Origin of the sequence: Nostoc sp. DedQUE04 (genome assembly GCF_034530995.1) — a bacterium.
Classification (GTDB): domain Bacteria; phylum Cyanobacteriota; class Cyanobacteriia; order Cyanobacteriales; family Nostocaceae; genus Nostoc.
The window spans coordinates 50,521-70,547 of sequence record NZ_JAVRCA010000043.1 but is presented as its reverse complement, the minus strand read 5'-3'; the positions used below and the strand labels follow the sequence as shown (position 1 = coordinate 70,547).

General features: G+C 41.1%; 19 protein-coding genes. 5 read left to right on the top strand and 14 right to left on the bottom strand.

The features are described 5' to 3' along the window. The first annotated feature begins 25 nt into the window (after window positions 1–25). On the top strand, window positions 26–445 hold the full coding sequence (locus tag RM049_RS25275) for a pentapeptide repeat-containing protein (protein ID WP_322706105.1): 420 nt from the start codon (window positions 26–28) through the stop codon (window positions 443–445). Window positions 446–582: 137 nt separating this feature from the next. Here RM049_RS25275 and pstB read toward each other — a convergent pair whose 3' ends face one another. The 12 genes from pstB to RM049_RS25215 all read right to left on the bottom strand — a co-directional run bounded on the left by pstB (window position 583) and on the right by RM049_RS25215 (window position 12,158). Then, window positions 583–1,410 carry a phosphate ABC transporter ATP-binding protein PstB gene (gene pstB, locus RM049_RS25270; protein ID WP_322688792.1) on the bottom strand — a complete coding sequence of 276 codons (828 nt, stop codon included), beginning with the start codon at window positions 1,408–1,410 and terminating at the stop codon, window positions 583–585. Window positions 1,411–1,461: 51 nt separating this feature from the next. After that, entirely contained in the window at window positions 1,462–2,361 is a 900-nt protein-coding gene (pstA, locus tag RM049_RS25265) for a phosphate ABC transporter permease PstA (protein WP_322673591.1), read from the bottom strand. Between the two features lie 6 nt (window positions 2,362–2,367). Next, window positions 2,368–3,309 carry a phosphate ABC transporter permease subunit PstC gene (gene pstC / locus RM049_RS25260; protein ID WP_322706104.1) on the bottom strand — a complete coding sequence of 314 codons (942 nt, stop codon included), beginning with the start codon at window positions 3,307–3,309 and terminating at the stop codon, window positions 2,368–2,370. Window positions 3,310–3,358: 49 nt separating this feature from the next. Then, complete coding sequence (locus RM049_RS25255; RefSeq protein ID WP_322706103.1) at window positions 3,359–4,360, bottom strand: PstS family phosphate ABC transporter substrate-binding protein; 1,002 nt, start codon at window positions 4,358–4,360, stop codon at window positions 3,359–3,361. Window positions 4,361–4,448: 88 nt separating this feature from the next. Further along, the gene (locus RM049_RS25250; protein ID WP_322688795.1) at window positions 4,449–5,606 is read right to left on the bottom strand and encodes a sulfate ABC transporter substrate-binding protein; all 1,158 of its coding nucleotides are present in this window, start codon (window positions 5,604–5,606) and stop codon (window positions 4,449–4,451) included. 288 nt (window positions 5,607–5,894) lie between these two features. Continuing rightward, window positions 5,895–6,110 (bottom strand): type II toxin-antitoxin system HicB family antitoxin, encoded by a 216-nt coding sequence (locus RM049_RS25245; protein WP_322688796.1) that lies wholly within the window; start codon window positions 6,108–6,110, stop codon window positions 5,895–5,897. Between the two features lie 127 nt (window positions 6,111–6,237). Further along, a complete protein-coding gene (locus tag RM049_RS25240) occupies window positions 6,238–6,630 on the bottom strand; it encodes a type II toxin-antitoxin system VapC family toxin (RefSeq protein WP_322673595.1) in 393 nt (130 codons plus the stop codon). A gap of 11 nt (window positions 6,631–6,641) precedes the next feature. Further along, window positions 6,642–6,917 (bottom strand): hypothetical protein, encoded by a 276-nt coding sequence (locus tag RM049_RS25235; RefSeq protein WP_322706102.1) that lies wholly within the window; start codon window positions 6,915–6,917, stop codon window positions 6,642–6,644. A gap of 152 nt (window positions 6,918–7,069) precedes the next feature. After that, entirely contained in the window at window positions 7,070–7,699 is a 630-nt protein-coding gene (locus tag RM049_RS25230) for a restriction endonuclease subunit R (RefSeq protein WP_322706101.1), read from the bottom strand. Between the two features lie 146 nt (window positions 7,700–7,845). Next, the gene (locus RM049_RS25225; protein ID WP_322706100.1) at window positions 7,846–9,099 is read right to left on the bottom strand and encodes an exonuclease SbcCD subunit D; all 1,254 of its coding nucleotides are present in this window, start codon (window positions 9,097–9,099) and stop codon (window positions 7,846–7,848) included. A 129-nt stretch (window positions 9,100–9,228) separates the two neighbouring features. Then, window positions 9,229–9,954, bottom strand: a complete 726-nt coding sequence (gene cysH / locus RM049_RS25220; protein WP_322706099.1) for a phosphoadenosine phosphosulfate reductase — start codon at window positions 9,952–9,954, stop codon at window positions 9,229–9,231. 614 nt (window positions 9,955–10,568) lie between these two features. Beyond that, complete coding sequence (locus tag RM049_RS25215) at window positions 10,569–12,158, bottom strand: DHA2 family efflux MFS transporter permease subunit (RefSeq protein WP_322706098.1); 1,590 nt, start codon at window positions 12,156–12,158, stop codon at window positions 10,569–10,571. Between the two features lie 276 nt (window positions 12,159–12,434). On the opposite strand from RM049_RS25215, the gene RM049_RS25210 reads away from it, so the two are divergent. After that, on the top strand, window positions 12,435–13,031 hold the full coding sequence (locus RM049_RS25210; protein ID WP_322700360.1) for a TetR/AcrR family transcriptional regulator: 597 nt from the start codon (window positions 12,435–12,437) through the stop codon (window positions 13,029–13,031). Window positions 13,032–13,286: 255 nt separating this feature from the next. Here RM049_RS25210 and patD read toward each other — a convergent pair whose 3' ends face one another. Next, the gene (gene patD, locus RM049_RS25205; RefSeq protein ID WP_322706097.1) at window positions 13,287–13,640 is read right to left on the bottom strand and encodes a heterocyst frequency control protein PatD; all 354 of its coding nucleotides are present in this window, start codon (window positions 13,638–13,640) and stop codon (window positions 13,287–13,289) included. Between the two features lie 298 nt (window positions 13,641–13,938). Between patD and RM049_RS25200 the strand changes: the two genes are divergently transcribed. Beyond that, a complete protein-coding gene (locus RM049_RS25200) occupies window positions 13,939–16,209 on the top strand; it encodes a bifunctional (p)ppGpp synthetase/guanosine-3',5'-bis(diphosphate) 3'-pyrophosphohydrolase (protein ID WP_322706096.1) in 2,271 nt (756 codons plus the stop codon). Window positions 16,210–16,288: 79 nt separating this feature from the next. On the opposite strand, the gene RM049_RS25195 is transcribed toward RM049_RS25200, so the two are convergent. Next, window positions 16,289–17,491 (bottom strand): sensor histidine kinase, encoded by a 1,203-nt coding sequence (locus tag RM049_RS25195; protein ID WP_322706108.1) that lies wholly within the window; start codon window positions 17,489–17,491, stop codon window positions 16,289–16,291. Between the two features lie 251 nt (window positions 17,492–17,742). On the opposite strand from RM049_RS25195, the gene RM049_RS25190 reads away from it, so the two are divergent. After that, the gene (locus RM049_RS25190; RefSeq protein WP_322706095.1) at window positions 17,743–18,459 is read left to right on the top strand and encodes a class I SAM-dependent methyltransferase; all 717 of its coding nucleotides are present in this window, start codon (window positions 17,743–17,745) and stop codon (window positions 18,457–18,459) included. Window positions 18,460–18,874: 415 nt separating this feature from the next. Beyond that, window positions 18,875–19,954, top strand: a complete 1,080-nt coding sequence (locus tag RM049_RS25185; RefSeq protein WP_322673606.1) for a M4 family metallopeptidase — start codon at window positions 18,875–18,877, stop codon at window positions 19,952–19,954. Window positions 19,955–20,027: the final 73 nt, after the last annotated feature.

Sequence of the window (20,027 nt, the reverse complement as noted above, 5' to 3'; positions counted from 1 at the left end):
TTATTTCTTCAGTCTAACTTAGTTTGTGGTTCAATTACCTGAAAATAGCTGTAACATTGAGGGGTCTGATGAATTGTATCGAGCCAATTTGAGCGGAATCAATTTAAGTAACTCGTCCGTTGGCGAGATTTTTATGGAGGGGAGCAATCTAAGTGGAGCTAACTTCAAAGGCGCTCAGTTGGGACAAACCTGTTTGCGAAACACCAACTTGCGAGGGGCTGATCTGACTAGTGCTGATCTCAGATACGCTAACCTTGATGGTGCTGATTTGACCGATGCCAAGTTAACTAACGCTTGTCTGCGAAACGTTGTCATGCGGGGTGCAAATTTGACTGATGCTGACTTGACTGGTGCTGAGATTGAATTTATTCAGGAGATGGTTAAAGATTCTATTTTTTGTAGAACCATCATGCCAGATGGCAGTATTTACAATGGAACTATTTAAATAAATTATTGGTTTATTCATGGTTATTAAGACTCAAAGCCTCTCTCCTACAAGGAGAGAGGTTTGGAGAGAGGTGAAAACTGTAATGCATCCAACCGAGAACCGCTATACTTTTCCCCTTATGCTGTGATGCCTCTTTAACCGAAGCGTCCACTAATATAATCTTCAGCTTCTTTGGTTTGAGGAGAACTGAACATTTGGGCTGTCGGATTAAACTCAACTAATTTGCCGCGACGTTTGCCATGCTCGTCAATTTCTGTATTGAAGAAAGCCGTGAAATCTGCGACTCTAGAAGCTTGCTGCATATTGTGTGTCACCATGATGATGGTGTATTGCTCCTTGAGTTCTAAGCAGAGTTCTTCTACTTGGCGACTAGAAATTGGGTCGAGAGCAGAACATGGTTCATCCATCAATAATACATCTGGCTTCATCGCGATCGCACGCGCAATACAAAGTCGTTGCTGTTGTCCGCCAGATAATGCAGTACCCTTCTCTTTGAGTTTGTCCTTGACTTCATTCCAGATAGCAGCACGTCTGAGAGAATCTTCCACTAATTCATCGATGTTACCTTTATAACCGTTAGCACGCGGCCCAAAGGAAATATTTTCGTATATTGACTTGGGGAAAGGATTCGGTCTTTGAAAAACCATTCCGACTTGGCGGCGTAATTTTACAGAATTTATCTTAGGATCGTAAATATTGCGATCGCGATAATTCAGTCTACCCTCAACTTTAGCTCCAGGGATTAAATCATTCATTCGATTGAAGCAACGCAGAAGAGTACTTTTACCACATCCTGAAGGCCCAATAAAAGCAATAATTTGTTTATCAGGAATCTTTAAGTAGACATCTAAAAGTGCCAGAAATCCACCGTAATACACCTTCACACCTTCAACATTGAATACACCATTATCTTGGTCAATTGTGGCACTATCTGATTTACTTCTACTATTGCTATAAGTCATTTGGTTGAACTCCAATATCTATGAATCTATCCAAATTAGATATTTAATTACCTAATTTATTGAGAAGCGTTGTCGAATATAAATTGCAACACCATTTAAAGCTAAAATCAAAATTAACAACGCAATAATTGTGGCTGCTGCTGCACTAGCAAAACCCGGTTCGGGACGAGTTATATAACTGTAAATTTGAATGGGTAATGCCATAAATCTCTGAAACAAACCAGGGTTAAAGGTGAGAAAACCCACAGCACCTACAACAATCAGAGAAGCTGCATCACCTATAGCGCGAGATACAGAGATAATCACCCCCGTCAGAATACCGGGAACAGCATAAGGTATGACATGATTACTAATAGTTCGCCATTTTGTGACACCTAATCCATAAGAAGCATTTCTCAGAGAATCTGGAACAGCGCGAATTGCTTCTCTAGCCGTCACAATAATTACTGGTAAAGACAACAAAGATAAAGTCAATGCACCGGAAATCAAAGCAGGGCCAAACCCAAGCAAATAATTGAAAACCCCTAAACCCAGCAATCCATAGACGATAGAAGGTACACCCGCCAGATTACTGATATTAATCTCAATAATCGCTGTCCACCAAGCTTTAGGTGCATACTCTTCTAGATATAAAGCTGCTCCAACACCAATGGGGACAGTAACTAAAATCACAACCAACCCTAAAAGAATACTGCTGATAATTGCAGGGCGGATGCCACCTTGGTCAGGAAAACGAGAAGGAGTTTCCGTGAGAAAGCCGGGTGATAAAAATCTGCCTAATCCGTCTTTCAAAATATCAAAAAGTAGCAACGCTAGGACAAATAAACCAATCAGCAATCCTAACAAAAAAAGTACTTCAAATACTTTCCCTAATGTCTCTCTACTTTCAACATTATCGGTAAATTCTGCCGCAGAATCGAGAGAATCATCTTGTTGATAACTTGTAGCCATATCTATTTAGTCGTATTTTTCTTTAAAGCGATTAGCAATCCAGAAACTCACAATATTCAAAGCAAGGGTAAGTAGAAATAAAACAGCGCCTACAGCATATAATGTTTTGAAATTGAGGCTACCGCGCGGACTATCTCCACCAGAAATTTGTGCCATGTAAGCTGTCATTGTTTCTACTGATTCTGCAAAGTTGATAGTTAGTCTTGGTTGCTGTCCGGCGGCGATGAGGACAGTCATTGTTTCACCCACAGCTCGAGAAATACCCAAAATAATCGAGGCGATGATTCCAGAAAGTGCGGCTGGTAGAACTACTTTAAAAATGGTTTCCAGTTTAGTAATACCTAAAGCATAAGATCCTTCTCGCAAAGAACGCGGAACTGCTCGGATAGCATCTAAGCTGATAGAACCAACAGTAGGAGTAATCATTACCCCCATCATTAACCCCGCACTCAAAGCGTTGAATATTTCCAGAGGTATCACATTTCGCATCAATGGTGTAAGGAACAACAGGGCAAAGTAACCATATACTACTGTAGGTACTCCTGCCAAAAGTTCCACTGCCGGACGTAAAATAGCTGCTACTTTGGGTTGAGCATACTCACTTAAATAAATCGCAGAAGACAAACCTAGAGGAATAGCAACCGCCATTGCAATAGCTGTAGTTAAAAAAGTGCCATTAATTAAGGGCCAAATGCCAAAATGTTTCTCTGCAAATAGAGGTGTCCATTTAGTATCAAGAAAGAATTTGGCAAAGGAAACTTCTTGGAAAAAACTGAATGTCTCCTGAAAAATAATTACGACAATACCAAAAGTAGTCAAAACCGAAACTAAAGCACAAGCAAATAAAATCGCCGCAACAATCTTTTCAGATATATCTTCAGATGGATTTTTATCCAGAGACTGTCTGGATTGGAGATAAAGACCATCTTGAGAATTAGTATTTTGCATAAACAATTAACTTCTCACTAAAATTAAACTACTATGCCTGAGACTTTATTTAAATAAAGTTTGTGATCGGTTCACCTGGTTTTGCTTTTTTAAACTTTGTCCCAGTTTCACCAGTAGCAAATTTTTGTTTGACTTTGAGGTAAGCTTCATCAGGTAATGCTACATAACCTACACTATCTACCCACTTCCAAGAATTTTCTAGATAAAAATCTACAAATTCTTTGACTGCTGGCTTAGTATCTAAAGATTTTTTGCTGACATAGATGAAGAGAGGACGGGACAAAGGTGTATAGATATTTTTAATTACATTATCCACTGGAACTGGTTTTTCACACTTTCCAGTAAGACTTTCTACAGCAACTAGATTCAGTTTTTCTTGATTTTGAATGTAGTAAGATATCCCAACATAACCCAAGGCTGTTACATCACCTGACACTCCTTGTACGAGAAGGTTTTGATTCTGAGTAGCAGTGTAGTCTGTACGGCCATTCTTGGCTTTGCCAGTCACAGCTTGAGTCATATAATCGAATGTTCCCGTATCAGAAGATGGAGCATATAGCTTTAGCTTTTCGTTAGGAAACTTGGGATTAACTTGATTCCATGCCAATATTTTGCCGTCTGATTTGCCGCCCCAAATCTTACCCAGTTCCTTAATAGTTAGACATTTGGCAAAGTTATTTTTACGGTTGGTAATTACGGCGATGCCATCTAAAGCTACAGGCAACTCGACAAATTCAATATTCTTACTTTTACATTTTTTGATTTCTTCATCTCTAATGGTTCGAGAAGCACCAGCGATATCAATATCGCCATTACAAAATTTACTGAAACCACCACCAGTGCCACTTGAGGCAACGCTAACTTGAGCCTCAGGTTTAACTTTACCGTATTCTTCTGCAACTGCTAAAGAAATCGGAAAGCCTACAGCTGCACCATCAATACTCACTTGACTTTTCAATTCTTGCCCACCGTTACAACCACTGATACTGCTGGCAATAAGCATTAAAGATGTTAGGAAAAAGCTATCCTTAAATCGGCTACGAAAGCTCATAAAATTATTAATTTCAGTAAAATGACTGTAAATTGCTGCTTATGCTTGACTATCTGCAAATAAAAAATGCTGCATTAAAAAATACATATCATGCTTTATTTGCAGCTTGCACTTTGTCAAAAATTGCTCCATCTCCAAAAAACTTTTTCTGAATAATATCCCAGCCACCCAAATCTTGAGATGTGAATAAAGTTTTAATTGGCGGATGTTGTGATGCTACTTCTTGGCTAACGGTGGGATTAACAGGACGATATTGTAATTTAGCAAATTCCCGTTGAGCTTCTGTAGAATAAAGAAAATCAACAAATGCTTGTGCAACTTCTCTTGTACTGTGTTTATCGACGTTTTTATCAACTACCGCCACAGGATTATCAATAGAAATATTGACTTGAGGTACAACATAAGGCAACTTCGTCCCATTTTGTCCTGCCAAAATTACCTCATTTTCGTAGTTAATTAAAACATCTCCCTCACCTTTTTGGAAGAATAAATTGCTAGCCTCACGGGCATCTTTTGTTAGAGTCGGGATATTCTTATAAACTTTGGTGACATAATCTAGCGCTGTGGCTTCATCACCACCTGTTAGACTCACCGAACCCCAGAAAGCCAAGAATTCCCAGATAGCAATACCAGAAGTTTTTGGGTTGGCGGCAATCACTTTCACGCCATCTTTTGCTAAGTCTGCCCAAGTATTGATACCTTTTGGATTGCCTTCACGGGTGACGATCGCAGCAACCGATTTACTAACAATACCATTTCTCGGAGCTTCGGTTTCCCAACCTGATTTAATCAAACCTGCTTGTTGAATTTTGCTGACATCGAGAGGAAGTGCTAAGTGTACTATATCTGCTTCTTGCGAACCGTTAATGACAGCAGCCGCTTGAGCGCCAGAACCTCCATAACTTTGCTCAAATGTGACGTTTTGGTTGTGTTCTTGCTTCCACTTTTCGATAAACTTGGGAATTATTTGGTCATGAGCGGCTTTGGTAACAGAGAAAGATACAAGTTTTAGCTTAACATCATTTTTGCTAGCTGAACTGCTTCCAGAACAAGAGGCAACTGCTATACTCAAAAAAATACTTGTTAAAAACAGACTCACAAAGCTTTGTACACTGCGTCCATTCAACCAACTTTTAATTGCGTGTTGATACCGGAGTTGTATACTCTGCAAAGCTTTGATGACATAAGCCTGCATCCCTTGACTTAGAAATTTACTTAATTGTGTCGATTGCTGCGACTTGCTCATTAGAATCACCCCTAAATCTACGGTATTTCTACACGGATACCGTGATTATGAGAATTATAGGGTATATAGAATAATATTTATCATCTGGATTAATTTTTTTTTACTCAATGAGCAATTAACGATCAAAACTAGTAAATAAATCTGATTTACCAAGGCATTTTAGAAGACAGTTTTTTTGCTGGATAGCAAAACAATCTGATTGCATACATAATATTTGCTAAAAATATGTAATTATTAATACAAAACAATAATGAAGGCTCGATTTTATTTTGACACTTGGGAATTGACTCATATCTCAACTGCGACTCGTTGAATACCAACAAAGTCCACTGAATCGTGCTGTTCTTCCTCAAATTCTAAACAAAGTTCAATCGCTTCTCTAATCCGCTCCATTAACTCATCTAAAGTTTGGGCTTGCGTATGACAACCAGGAAGATTAGGGACGGAAGCAACAAAGTAGCCATCAGCATCTCGTTCGAGAATTACATTAAACTCTCGCTTCATCACTCTTCTTTTCTGAATTTATACTATATTAATTATTCTCTCATTATTGAAAGAGCGATCGCCCCTGTTATGAGAATATATAATCGGGCGAGCGCTCACTTGTAAAAATACTCATACAGCTTTTTTGCTACTCTAACCAGTTCTCTAATTGCAAATTAGGTATATTTTCAAAATCTTTGATATTGTTTGTAACCAAAATATCATTACGAGAACGGACAACAGCAGCAATTAGTGCATCTACTTCTCCTGTTGGTCTACCAATTTGCCTCAATTCACTTTGGATTTTACCAAATTGTCTGGCAGCATCTATATCAAATGGCTCAATAGGTAATAGTTCAGTTAGTTGTGCTAGTGTTTCTAAATTTTTTTCAACTTGTTTAGAACAGTAAACACCTTTGTAAAGTTCTGAAACTACTATTGTAGATAGATAGCATTGGCTGAAATAGCGATTGAATACAGGTACTACTTTGGAATTACCGTTAAGCAGTGCAATACAAATGTTAGTATCTAAAAGATACATGAGTCTTGATTCTATTTATCTATTGAATTTATTACCCTTCCTTGGTAAGTATGACGCTGCTGGTTAATTTCAGCAAAGATATCTATCAACTCTGTTTGGTCTTGCCAAACTCCAAATAATTGATTCAATTTTGCTAGTCTTTGTTCATCTGTTAAGTCTAGTTTTGCTACTACAGGTTCAGTAGCAGGTAGTTCTAGATTAACGATTATTTCTGCCCCATCAGGAATACTGTGAATTTGCTCTAATAATTCAATAGTTTGGCCGCGTTTGATTCCTCTAATTTGCATTATATGCTTACTCCTGTAATCTTTACTATTCAAATTTTAGATATTTTCTCATTACTTAATCTTAACTGATTAACTGATGTAGCGTAGACGCGTAGCTATTGGTCGCCAGACATCGCCCTTGTTGTGAGAATATACGATCAGGGCGATCGGGTTTAAGCACCCACCAACTGAGTCAGGCGTTTCAATATACGTAGCACGTCGTACAATTCATTTCCAGGGTTACGCATCAAAAAACCCTTTGATAAAGCATAACGTGGTGGATTTCCTTTCACTAATTTAACGAAAATAAACTCGCTTCCCGTAGCAATCATACCAAAACTAAGTTTATCATTATCTCGATTTCCTAACAGATAAGCAAGAATTTGTGCGAGTCCTTGTTCGACTGAAAACGAAGCTCTTTTAGACTCAATAATCATTAGCCAAAATTGCTCTTTTAAAACTAAGGTATCTATTCTACCTTTGATAATTACATCTTCATCTGGCACAGCAATATCTATAGATTCTTCTGATTTTACATAATACGGAGCTAGATAAAAATCCCCAATAAAAAGCAATGGGTCTACAACTGCCATTCTGACTACATCTTCTAGTAAAGGTGGGTAATTAAGAAGATTAAAATAACCCGTTTTTACCTTATCTAAAAGTTGTTTATCTAAATCATTAATTTCTGGTAAATCTTCTTGCCATTCCCAAAAGAATGAGCCATCCAAAACTAACTCAATACCAAAGTTATCAATTAAATAACGTAAGTCGATGGCCTTTGCTGGGATTGTTTGCGTCATAATATTTTGGAGAGTGAAAAATAGGGCTTACACAAAATACCTCTATAACTCTGATTTCTCCGTGCCCTCCGCGCCTAGAAGAGTTCGTTATTCTATAAAAATTGTTAATTACGAATTACGAATTACGAATTACGAATTATTTTATCCTACTCATTAGTTGCTGCTTCCAGCCAAACTTCCACTTCATCTGCTAGCAACTTTTGTGCTGCATCCATCATCGAGGTTGCGATGTCTTTCAGGTCTTCGCGATTGTTCAAGTAAGTTTTTAAGGCTTCCATTGGGTCGATGCTGCTACTTGCACTCAATTCAGGAATTCGAGGTCTAGCTAATTGACTCACTAATTCTGCTTGAATGGTGTAAGTGTGAGCGGGACTTAAAGCAGTATGTAGAGAGGAACTGTCAATTAAATCCATCTGTTCAGAGCGGAGTTTGTAAATTAGCCGCACTACAGCATCTTGAATATCATACTTGGCGATCGCTTTCATTAACACCGCTTGCGGCTCGTCTGCTTTTGAGACATCAACTTCAATGGTGCGGAAAGTCCGAACTGTTAAAGGGCAAAATTCCCACTCAGCGCTTCCCCGCTCCAGTTCTATCATCACATAGCCTTTGTCTTCTTTTTCTTCACTAAAATCTACCCGCTCAATACTCCCTGGATAAATCACCGGCGGGTTGTTGGATTTATTCAGATTTTGGTGGCGGTGGACGTGTCCCAATGCTACATAATCAAAACAAGGTCGCGTCAGCAAAGATAAGGGTAGAGTAAAGCCTTTACCTACTGCTAAAAAGCGTTCTGCACCCAAGCTAGCATTGTCAGCCATCAAGTGAGCCAAAAGGATAGTAGGTACATCTGGGTCAAGACGGCGAACTTCCCCTTCTAAAACAACTCGCAGACGTTCCGTTAATAGTTGGTTGACTTCCGCCAAAGATAAACCTTCAGTCTCTTGGCGAGTCATCAAGGTGGAACGGGTCAGCCAAGGCAGGGTGATTACTTGCACTTTGCCATTACGGGTTTCGATATAGTGCGTAGTTAATGTATCGCCAACAACAAACCCTGGCACTCCCAAAGTGCGGTAAATATTTAAACTCGCCCCTCCCTGCCCTTGGGAATGTTGGTCGTGGTTGCCAACCAACAGCACTGTTGGAATATTGGCATCCATCAGACGGCGAAACTGGCTAGCAAACGCTTGTTGTACATAAGGCGGTGGTGTCGCATCTGGGAAAGCATCGCCACCAAATATCACCATATCAACCGCATCTGTCAGCGCTCGGTCAATACATATAGATAGAGTATTGACAAAATCCTCCAACCGTGTATTTAATCCCGTTTCTGGATTAATTCGTCCGTGGGAGAAGCCGCTTCCCATGTGGATATCGGAGAGATGGAGGATTTTAATCATATTTGTCCTTTGTTCTTAGTCATTTGTCCTTTGTCTAATACTAATTACAAATGACTAAATGAGTCCTTAACCGTTTGTCCTTTGTCATTTTTGACCAATGACTAATGACTAATGACAAATGACCAATGACTAAATATGAATTCCACATTCTGTTTTATCACTTCCCCGCCAGCGTCCGGCGCGTTCGTCTTCGCCTTCGCCTACTTTGGTGGTAATCGGTTGGTCACCGATGCTGGGATAACCTTGGTCGTGGAGGGGGTTGTAGATGACTCCATGTTCAGCCACGTAAACCCAGCTGTCTTTGCGTGTCCAGGTAGCTATGGGATTTACTTTCAGCCGACCTTTATTATCAAATTCAAATATGGGCATATTTGCACGGGTTACTGCTTGGTCACGGCGGCGTCCGGTAATCCAAGCAACGCTGTTGAGTTCGTCTAAACCCCGTAATAATGGTTCAATTTTTGTAATATTGTGGAATTGGGCAATATCCGTGTCCCAAAGTTTGTCGCCGTATTTGGCTTCAAAGGCTTCGCGGGTGTCTACGTCTGGAGTTTTGAAAGTTTGCAAATCCAGATTATAGATTTGTTTGGCTTTGGCAACTAATTCTAGGCTTTCAGGGAAGTGGTGCAAAGTGTCGAGAAAGATTACAGGAACGGGATGCTTCAGTTCGCTGTAAAGAATATGGGTAATTATCATGTCATCCACGTTAAAGGCGCTTGTTTGCACCAGCCCCGTTGGGATATTCTCTATAGACCATGCCAGTATGTCTTTGGGTGTGGCAGTTTCAAATTGTTCATTTAATTTGTCTAAGTCAAAAGCGATCGCTTGGTTTCTAGATGCCGTGGAGACTGTCATGATAATCTTCTATTCAAATATTTCTACCTTGATTAATATCGATCTTACTGCATCAAGACGCGTATTCCGCTCGGAGATAAGGTAATTATTTTGGGCGGAAAGTACTACATTTTGAAAATGGAGAATAGGACAAGAAAATAATTACGCTAAATACTTGATATAAATTATACAAAAGTGTCTACAATAGTTATTATTAAGAAAATTTACGGTAATTTAAGTTTTGCATTAGTTTTATAGATATTTATACTGATTTTGATATGGTTAAGGAACTATTAATAAAAGGGATTTTACTTAAATGAACAACGCAAAATTCAGCAATCCATTAGGTCAGTCTATAATTATGGGCGCTTTAATGATGTTAACCAGCGTTGGGGTTATTACAATCATGAACTTTTTCTAAGACTTAAGATTTCTCATTTTAGAAATAAGACTTCATATAGTCCCGCTCAAAACTGAGTGGGACTTTTACTTTTTTCATCCAGATCGATCGGTGTGTATTAATTTTCTGCTATCACTTTCGGCAGAAAATAATCCAAAAGCCGTGTTATTACGTAGTTTTGCACTCAGAAAATTTAGAATAGGGATGCGATCGCTATTTCCTTATTTCCTTTACCTTAGTGCCCGACTGGCGCTTTCGCTCCTGCACCGCCTTTACCCAGAAATAGCAACAGAGGTAATGAGCAAAGAAACCCTATCCCTACGACTCGAAAGCAATCTGCGTAAGATAAAACCGCAGCTTGAATATCTACTGTTTGACTCAATAAAGCTAGTGCTTGTTGTTGTGCTGTTGCCGCATCCATACCTTGACCTTGGAGTGCCCCGTTGAGCAAGTCGAGACGCTGACTGGTTTCTGGGTCATAAGGGCTAAGTTTTGCTAACAGCATAGCTCGATGAAAAACCTGTCGTCGGTCAAGCAGAGTAGTAAGTAGGGCAATGCCGATACTGCCACCTAGTTGTCGGGTAAGGTTGTAGAAACCAGAACCAGCAGAAACATCTTGTTTAGGTAGCGGGCCTAAAACTGCCAAACTCAAAGGGAGAAACATAAATACAGTAAAAGCTCCGCGCCATACCAATGGCCAAAATAAATCGTCTGTGCCGCTTTGTGGAGTAATTGCTGCTAATTGAAACATGACTCCAGATGAGCCGACAGCGCCGATCGCAATTAAAAATCGGGCATCAACTATACTAGTCAGCTTGCCTAATAAAACCATCCCGATCGCAGACGCTAAAGCCCCAGGTGCTAGTAATAGTCCTGTTTGTGTAGCCGTAAATTGCAGCACGCTCTGAGCAAATATCGGCACAGCAAACAGTGCGCCATAAAGCCCCATACCCACCACTGCTGAAAGAACGCTTCCCGCAGCTAAAGAACGGTGGCGCAAAACTCTCAAATCCACAGCCGGGTGATCTGTTTTCAGTTCTCGCCAAATAAACAACCCCAAGCCGATAACACCGAGGATAGTCAGAGAAACGATGAAACTAGAGGAAAACCAATCGTCTGTTTCCCCTTCTTCTAATACAGTTTGTATGCTACCCACGGCCACGATTAAAAAGCCAATTCCCCACCAATCAACAGCTTGGTTCTTTGTATCGCTCTTATCTTTATTTTTTGGCAAAAACGCCAAAGACATCGCGACTGCAACGATCCCAAAGGGAATGTTGACAAAGAAAATCCAGCGCCAGCCTAAACCATCTACTAAAAATCCTCCTAAGGTTGGGCCAATTGCCGGCCCAGCAATTACACCCACGCCAAAAACTGCTTGGGCCAAACCTTGTTCAGCTGGGGGAAAAGTCTCGAACAAAATCGCTTGGGCTTTCGCTAGCAATCCGCCACCGCATAAACCTTGGAGAATTCGAGCCGCAATCAACATCGGTAGATTGAAGGACAGCCCACATAAAATAGAGGAAATCGTAAAACCAACTAGCGAGAAGATAAAGTAGGTTTTACGCCCAAAGTAATCTCCCAACCATGCAGATAAGGGAATTAAGACGACGTTAGCGATCGCATATCCGCTAACTACCCAACCCACTTCACTGACAGTTGCACCCAAGGTAGCTTGGATATCAGTGAGAGCAACGTTAACAATACTAGTATCAATTACTTCTAATATTGCACCAAGAGAAGCCGTAAATGCGATCGCCCACTTCAATGGCCCGTGGACATAACCAAATTGGTCAAAACTAGAACCTTTAATGTTGATAGCCATTATTTAGCACAAATAATATTTGGGAGATGTCGAGCAATGCCAAAGCTAAAATTAAGTATTGTATATATACGCTACGGTAGCGTATCATATAAAAACGGTCAAGAGAGTTTTTTCTGAAAAGTGGCAGAAATACCTATGCTAAAGATGGATGGTCATTGCTGCTGTTTTAGTGCGTGAGAATTGGGTTATAAAGCTTATTTGTTTCCCAGAAGCGATGTTCTATGCCCAACAGTGGAGTAAATGACCAAAAAGATATTGCTTGGGGATGATATTTTTATGAGTAAGCAAATCAACAGCACCTCTGGACGCCCACGCAGCATCCACGCCGACCAAGCGATTCTGCAAGCAACTTTGGATCTGCTTGCAGAGGTAGGATATGAAAGCATGAGTATAGAAGCGATCGCTTCTCGTGCTGGAGTTGGTAAAACAACCATCTATCGGCGTTATACTTCCAAAGAAGAACTAGTTGCAGACGCGATCGAAAGTCTCAGAGATGATTTAGCGATCCCCGATACCGGCAGCTTTTGGGGAGACATGGATATCCTGATTAAGAATGCCGCCAAAAAAATAGATAGTCCCCTTGGTCGTCAGACACTTGCACTGATTATTAGTACAGCCTCTAGCAATCCTCAGTTTGCCGAGGTTTACTGGACAAAATATACAAAACTCAGACGTGAAGCCTTTTCTAAAATACTTAAACGTGCCAAGTCCAGAGGCGAAATTCACAAGGACGCAGACGTAGACTTAATTATCGACCTTGTAAGCGGTTCACTATATTATGCACTGATCTTCAAACCCACAACCGAGCCAGTAGAAGCATACATGCGCCGCACCATGAATCTTCTCCTCAAAGGTATTGGGAATGGGGCATAGGGCATTGGGCATAGGGCATGGGACATGGGGCATGGGGCATGGGGCATTGGGCATGGAGCATGGGGACAAGACTAAGATAAAGCTTCCTTAAATCAGAACTTTAGAGGGACAACGAGAATAACCAATTCCCAATGCCCAATGCCCAATGCCCAATTCCCAATTCCCAATTCCCAATTCAACTTGTTAGCAAAATAACTTTTCATCATCGGTCATAAATGAGATGATGGAGAAATTAGAGAAAAAGGTGAACAATTGTTATTTTTCTCCTTCCACTTCTGGTTGCAGAATAGCATCACAGTATTGAATGAGGGTTGTCAAGCGATCGCTAATCGTTTGAAGTCTCGTTTGTACAGTAGATGCTTGCCGCGCTCCTTGCAAAAACATCACATCTATTTCCAACAGGCGCAATTGCTTGCTCATCTCCGTTTGATAAGACTGCACTCGCCAGTTTTCATCAGCCAAAGGCACAATCTGTTGCCCGAAAAATTGCTGCAACGTAGCTACACGCTGCCGCAGTTCTGGCGCAACGATTTGGGTAGTTGTGGCATCGGAGCGTAATTGCTCTAATAAAGTTACGAATGCCAGATATTTCTCACGGTTTAAAGACATCCAGTGCTAGTTAAGATAGTATTAATGTCAAGTAATTTTTCTTCTACAATAAACTTTCTTAAAGACTTATCAGCACTAAAAGCCTCAAATCGTAATTTGGGGCTTTGTTTGCCATCAATGGATTTTCTTTCTTTAACGATTCTTGGAACTCAAACTGGATGACTACCACTGGCAATTGGAGAATCGTCCTTACACTGCTTTTTCCAACCCGTCTTTAAGTAACAGCATCTTTTCAGGGCGATGCTGCTAGTTTTATTTATCATTCACTTATCTACCGATCCATTCAAACCCAAATTGTATGAGCAGTATAGCGATAAATTCATCAGTTGACCTTGCCATTCCCGAATGGTTAAAAAAATGTTTGAAGGAGTCATCGACAACTAGCGGCGCAGCAGAAGATGACCGAAGACATAATGATGCGGTCTTAATTGGTCGGGCATTTGAATTTGCTTACCAACTGCATGAAGGTCAATACCGCAAATCGGGAGAACCATACATTGCTCATCCCATTGCTGTGGCTGAATTGCTGCGTGACTTGGGAGGCAGTGCTGCTATGATAGCAGCTGGATTTCTCCATGATGTCGTTGAAGATACAGAAGTTACAAGTCAAGAAATAGAAGAACGCTTTGGCCAAGAAGTGCGGCAATTGGTTGAAGGTGTCACCAAGCTTTCTAAAATCAATTTCACCAGCAAAACCGAAAGCCAAGCCGAAAACTTCCGACGGATGTTTTTGGCAATGGCGCAAGATATTCGGGTAATTGTGGTGAAATTGGCAGATCGTTTGCATAATATGCGAACTTTACAATATATGTCAGAGGCCAGCCGCCGCCGCAGTGCCCAAGAAACGCGAGATATATTCGCACCCTTAGCCAATCGCTTGGGGATTTGGCGGATTAAATGGGAACTGGAAGATTTGGCTTTTAAGTATTTGGAACCGGAAGCTTACCGCCAAATGCAAGAGCATGTTTCTGAAAAACGCACGGCGCGAGAAGAGAAGTTGGTTAGAGCTACGAATATGTTGCAAGAGCGTTTGCAGCAAGCCGGAATCCACTTTCAGGAGATTAGCGGTCGTCCCAAGCACCTTTATAGCATTTATCAAAAAATGCACCGCCAGCAAAAGGAATTTCATGAAATTTACGATTTGGCAGCGCTGCGAATAATTGTTCAAACCAATGAAGAATGCTATCGGGCGTTGGCGGTGGTTCATGATGCTTTTCGCCCAATTCCTGGGAGATTTAAAGACTACATTGGACTGCCAAAACCTAACCGTTACCAGTCGTTGCATACTGGGGTGATTGGATTAACTGGCCGTCCTTTAGAGGTGCAAATTCGGACAATCGAAATGCATCATATCGCCGAGTATGGGATTGCCGCTCATTGGAAGTATAAAGAAACAGGTGGTTCTAGCATTAGCCATTTGACAGCGACAGATGACAAGTTTACTTGGCTGCGGCAACTGCTAGAATGGCAAACCGATCTTAAGGATGCCCAAGAATATCTTGATAGCGTCAAAGATAATCTATTTGAAGATGATGTCTATGTCTTCACCCCTAAGGGGGATGTTGTTCCTTTAAGTCCCGGTGCTACCACTGTAGATTTTGCTTATCGCATTCACACAGAAGTCGGAAACCACTGTTCAGGGGCGCGGGTGAATGGGCGAATGGTGCCACTGTCAACGCGACTGCACAATGGCGATATTGTAGAAGTTCTCACCCAAAAGAACTGCCATCCGAGTTTAGATTGGTTGAACTTTGTCAGAACTTCGGCAGCGAAATATCGGATAAAACAATGGTACAAGCGATCGCGCCGGGAAGAAAATGTCGCCCGTGGACGGGAGTTGTTAGAGAAGGAACTGGGTAAAACTGGTTTTGATAGCCTGCTGAAGTCGGATGCGATGCAGATTGTCGCCGAAAAGTGTAACTACCACAGCGTGGAAGATTTACTTGCCGGTTTAGGTTACGGAGAAATTACGTTGAACCTAGTGCTAAATCGTTGGCGAGAAGTAGCGAAGGGACAACAACCAGTTGCCACTGTGTCGCCATTTATCCTCAAAGAACCAGCGACATCAAAAGCTTTGCGAGATGCACCTCCAACTACCTCACGCTCCACTGATTCGCCAATATTTGGGGTGGAAGGTTTGGTATATTATTTAGCTGGGTGTTGTACCCCGATTCCTGGCGAACCAATTATTGGTGTGGTAACGCGAGGTAGGGGGATTTCAATTCATCGCCAAGGCTGCCATAATCTGGAGACTGTGGAGTATGAACGCTTAGTACCAGTTAGGTGGAATCCAGCCGCCGAAAATAGTGGTCGTCCGCATACGTACCCAGTAGATGTTCAAATTGAAGCTCTGGATCGTGTAGGAGTGCTAAAGGATATTTTGTCACGGTTAAGCGATCAAGGGATCAATGTCCGTCATGCCCAGGTAAAAACCTCTACTGGTCAACCGGCATTGATCGACTTAGGAATAGATATACGCGATCGCCCCCAGCTAGAGCAAGTGTTTGTCCAAATTAAGAAAATGAGCGACATTTTGAATATCCGCCGCGTCGGTCAAATTGACGAGTAGATGCGCCAGTTAGGTGCGTTAACGGAGTGTAACGCACCAGTTTCAGTTGCGATTTCACTTTCAAATTTCGCTGAAATAGTCAGCCGTGGTTATAGGTGAGCGCTTCTAATGGCAAAATTACAGTAAATGTAGATCCTTTTCCTAGCTGTGAATCTACTTTAATTTCACCATCCATTAACTGAACGAATCGAGAGACTATTGCTAAACCTAATCCTGTACCATCAGAATTTTGCACTTGGGGAGCAGTTACTTCCCGAAAATAGGGATTGAAGATTTGTGCTTGAGCATCTAAAGAAATACCAATACCACTATCAGTAATGGAGATAGCCCACTGCTGTTGAGATATCGTCCAACACTCCAAATGAATTGAACCAGATTCGGTGTAGCGAATTGCGTTACTCAGCAGATTTATTAGAATTTGCTGAAGCCGAAGCGGATCTGTGATAATTTGACTTGGGGCGCGATCGCATTCAACAACCAAGGATAATTCTTTAGTACGCGCTAATGGCTCAATCATCTCTAAAACAAAGTTGATTAAACTACGCACATCGGTTAAAGTAGGCTGCAATTTCATCTGTCCGGCATCATAGCGCGAAATTTCCAGAGTATCGTTAATTAACCGGACAAGAAGTCTACCACTCTTAAGAACTCGCTCGATACTTTCAAGATTTGCATAGGTGTCTTTGAGTTCTGATTGCTGACGCTGCTGGCGCAGAAATAAGTCTGCGTAACCGATGATTGAAGTGAGGGGCGTTTTCAGTTCATGAGCCAGATGAGAGAGACTATCTTTATTAGCGCGAACCAAACGAGTTAGTTCTTGATTAGTCAACCGTAACTGACTTTGGAGTTGTTTAAGCTCTTGTAATCGTCCTTGAGTATAACTATTAAAGCATCGCGCGATCGCTTCATCAATTACTGTATCAATCAGGCGAACAGCCCTTAGCACCTCTTGTGCAGATCCCTGTAATAAATCTTCTTCTAAAAAGGAAAAAATCACAAACCTGAGTAAACGATACTCTCGCGCAATTTCCTCTGGTTCAAATCCCTGTTGGGCGCGGAGTGTACCGTGTTCTAAACTTGCATCTACTACTGTCTGCAAATCGCTCGTTGTAGATTCAGAAAGTACTGTTGCTAATGCTGTCAAAACGCGGGGTAAGCTATCCCGTACAGCTTTGAAAGTAAGTTCATTAGTAGCTTCAATTTGTTCATCTTGGTAAACTGCTTCTACCCATCGATCGAGAATGGCATCACTTTTTGCAATTAGAGTCTGACTAAAATCCATCTTTTGCTCAACCCAACACAGCGAAGCCTCTTCCACTAGAGGTAGATTAGTACGTTTTATGTCAGTTCGCACCTGACAGAAGATAGAGGTTAGTGAAAAGACAGGTTCTTATTGAACTAATAACTTCAGCTTATTTCATCATAAATGCAAGAGCGATTTTAATACTAAAAGTTTCTCTTATCGATGTAGCATATACCCCAGTAATGATGGATGATTAATATTGATTAATTTATCTATTTTTTCCAAATTTTATGCAACAGTTATTTCCTGGAGAGGTATTCGCCAACACTGCGGATTTTGACACTGGTATTCGCCAACTGTTACCGCGATACGATGAGATGTTGGAGGTAATTACCCGTTGTTTAACTTCTACAAGTCGGCGTATTTTAGAATTAGGTTGTGGTACAGGCGAACTTAGTCTCAAGATACTCAACCGCTTTCCAGATTCTCAAGTAATTGCCCTAGATTACTCACCGAGAATGTTGCAATTTGCTCAAGATAAAATCACAGCAGCTGGATATCAACAACGCTGGACTGGGATACAAGCAGATTTTGGCGACTGGGCAGATAATCCAGAGAACTTGGATATTGGTAACGAATTTGATGCTTGTGTCTCATCTTTGGCAATTCACCATCTCCAAGATGAGATGAAGTTGAAATTATTTGAGCGAATTGCTGCTAGCCTCACTCAAGACGGCTGTTTTTGGAATGCAGATCCTACCTTACCAGAATCACCAGCCTTAGCAGAAGTTTACAAAGCAGCACGAGAGGAATGGGCAGTGAAACAGGGAATTAACTTGACAGAGATTCGCGCTAAACGTGCCACCAGCAGTTCTCAAGGTTACTCTAGCCAAGACCAGCTAGCTAGCTTAGATGCTCATTTACAAATGTTGAGCAAAGCTGGATTTAAGGCAGTTGCAGTACCTTGGAAATATTATGGTCTAGCGGTATTTGGTGGCTGTTTGTGAAAATTTTAGGTTTTGGATGCCTAGATTTGAGATTCCCCTGTCTCCAATAGGCATTTATAGAATTAACAACTTGATAGTAACAAAACAGCAATAAATAATATTATTTCTGTTGATAAGAACTAATATATAAACTCAATAGGCCTGTAAAGGAAGTCTTGCTAACTTACACAAGGGTTTTGACTAAAACTTGCGTTAATTAAGCTGGCTTGGTGTTTTTATACAATATTTCCACATCATAAGTAGCCGTGAGGATACTATCAATCCTCTACAGACCTATCCAAAAATACAGAGTAGAAAATTTTCTTCAAACAAGAAACCAGGAACACGCGATTTAGATTCGTTTTTCTGCTCCTTTCTCCAGTGGAGTTAAAGCCACTGTTTGCCATCACTTAGTTTCAAAAGGAGAATATCTTGGATGGCTCGAAATAAAAAGAAATCAGTCGGTTTCAAGCATGAGCAATCACCATACTCTAGATGCCCTATTTGTTGTATTATCCCACCCCATATACTAAAAAATGTCGTGGTCAATGGTAATCCCCAGCAACGTACTTGGGCATTTCATACATTAAATATTTCGGCACAATTTCAGGGACGGAGAAACGTCGTAGGTAATATCTCATTCGCGCCTTCTCCTGGTGAGAAACGCCGTACCATCTACGATGCCAAAAATGGGCAGCAACTTCCTGGTACGCTGGTGCGTGCTGAGGGCGATCCTCCCAGCAGCGATCCAGCAGTGAATGAAGCCTATGATGCTGCTGGTGCGACTTATGACTTGTTTAATGAGATGTTCGATCGCAATTCCATTGATGATAAAGGACTACGTTTAGACTCAAGTGTGCATTATGGTGTCAAATATGACAATGCCTTTTGGAACGGCGACCAAATGGTTTATGGTGATGGCGATGGAGAACTATTTCAACGCTTCACGAAATCAATTGATGTGATTGGGCATGAGTTAACTCACGGTATAACCCAGTACGAAGCAGGTTTACAGTATTATGGCGAACCTGGGGCACTGAATGAGTCATTTTCTGATGTCTTTGGTTCCTTGGTTAAACAAAAGACTAAAAATCAGACTGCACAAGAGGCAGATTGGCTGATTGGTGAAGGTCTTTTAGTACCGACTGTCAAAGGTGTTGCCCTCCGCTCTATGAAAACACCTGGAACAGCATACGATGACTCTGTAATGGGTAAAGATCCTCAACCAGCCCATGTGAAAGATAAATATACTGGTACTGAAGATAATGCTGGGGTACATATCAACTCAGGAATCCCTAACTATGCCTTTTATCTAGCGGCTGTTGAGATTGGTGGCTATGCCTGGGAAAAAGCTGGCAAAATATGGTATGTAGCTTTACGCGATCGCTTGCGTGCCAAAGCAGATTTTAAAAAAGCTGCTAACGTCACCATTCAAGTTGCTGGCGAACTCTACGGTAATGACAGTAATGAGCAAAAAGCTGTGCGAAATGCTTGGCAAAAGGTAGGAGTTATTTAAAGTGAGGAGTGAGGAGTTAGGAGTTAGGAGTTTTTTCTTAACTTCTAACTCCTAACTCTTAACTTCTAACTTT

Bases quoted from the DNA above. Each gene is read 5' to 3' on its own strand.
- pstB (WP_322688792.1), bottom strand. From the start codon at position 1,410: ATGACTTATAGCAATAGTAGAAGTAAATCAGATAGTGCCACAATTGAC.
- cysH (WP_322706099.1), bottom strand. From the start codon at position 9,954: ATGACAGTCTCCACGGCATCTAGAAACCAAGCGATCGCTTTTGACTTA.
- RM049_RS25225 (WP_322706100.1), bottom strand. From the start codon at position 9,099: ATGATTAAAATCCTCCATCTCTCCGATATCCACATGGGAAGCGGCTTC.
- RM049_RS25190 (WP_322706095.1), top strand. From the start codon at position 17,743: ATGCAACAGTTATTTCCTGGAGAGGTATTCGCCAACACTGCGGATTTT.
- patD (WP_322706097.1), bottom strand. From the start codon at position 13,640: ATGTCTTTAAACCGTGAGAAATATCTGGCATTCGTAACTTTATTAGAG.
- RM049_RS25200 (WP_322706096.1), top strand. From the start codon at position 13,939: ATGAGCAGTATAGCGATAAATTCATCAGTTGACCTTGCCATTCCCGAA.
- RM049_RS25215 (WP_322706098.1), bottom strand. From the start codon at position 12,158: ATGGCTATCAACATTAAAGGTTCTAGTTTTGACCAATTTGGTTATGTC.
- pstA (WP_322673591.1), bottom strand. From the start codon at position 2,361: ATGGCTACAAGTTATCAACAAGATGATTCTCTCGATTCTGCGGCAGAA.
- RM049_RS25210 (WP_322700360.1), top strand. From the start codon at position 12,435: ATGAGTAAGCAAATCAACAGCACCTCTGGACGCCCACGCAGCATCCAC.
- RM049_RS25255 (WP_322706103.1), bottom strand. From the start codon at position 4,360: ATGAGCTTTCGTAGCCGATTTAAGGATAGCTTTTTCCTAACATCTTTA.
- RM049_RS25230 (WP_322706101.1), bottom strand. From the start codon at position 7,699: ATGACGCAAACAATCCCAGCAAAGGCCATCGACTTACGTTATTTAATT.
- RM049_RS25250 (WP_322688795.1), bottom strand. From the start codon at position 5,606: ATGAGCAAGTCGCAGCAATCGACACAATTAAGTAAATTTCTAAGTCAA.
- RM049_RS25245 (WP_322688796.1), bottom strand. From the start codon at position 6,110: ATGAAGCGAGAGTTTAATGTAATTCTCGAACGAGATGCTGATGGCTAC.
- RM049_RS25195 (WP_322706108.1), bottom strand. From the start codon at position 17,491: ATGGATTTTAGTCAGACTCTAATTGCAAAAAGTGATGCCATTCTCGAT.
- pstC (WP_322706104.1), bottom strand. From the start codon at position 3,309: ATGCAAAATACTAATTCTCAAGATGGTCTTTATCTCCAATCCAGACAG.
- RM049_RS25185 (WP_322673606.1), top strand. From the start codon at position 18,875: ATGGCTCGAAATAAAAAGAAATCAGTCGGTTTCAAGCATGAGCAATCA.
- RM049_RS25235 (WP_322706102.1), bottom strand. From the start codon at position 6,917: ATGCAAATTAGAGGAATCAAACGCGGCCAAACTATTGAATTATTAGAG.
- RM049_RS25240 (WP_322673595.1), bottom strand. From the start codon at position 6,630: ATGTATCTTTTAGATACTAACATTTGTATTGCACTGCTTAACGGTAAT.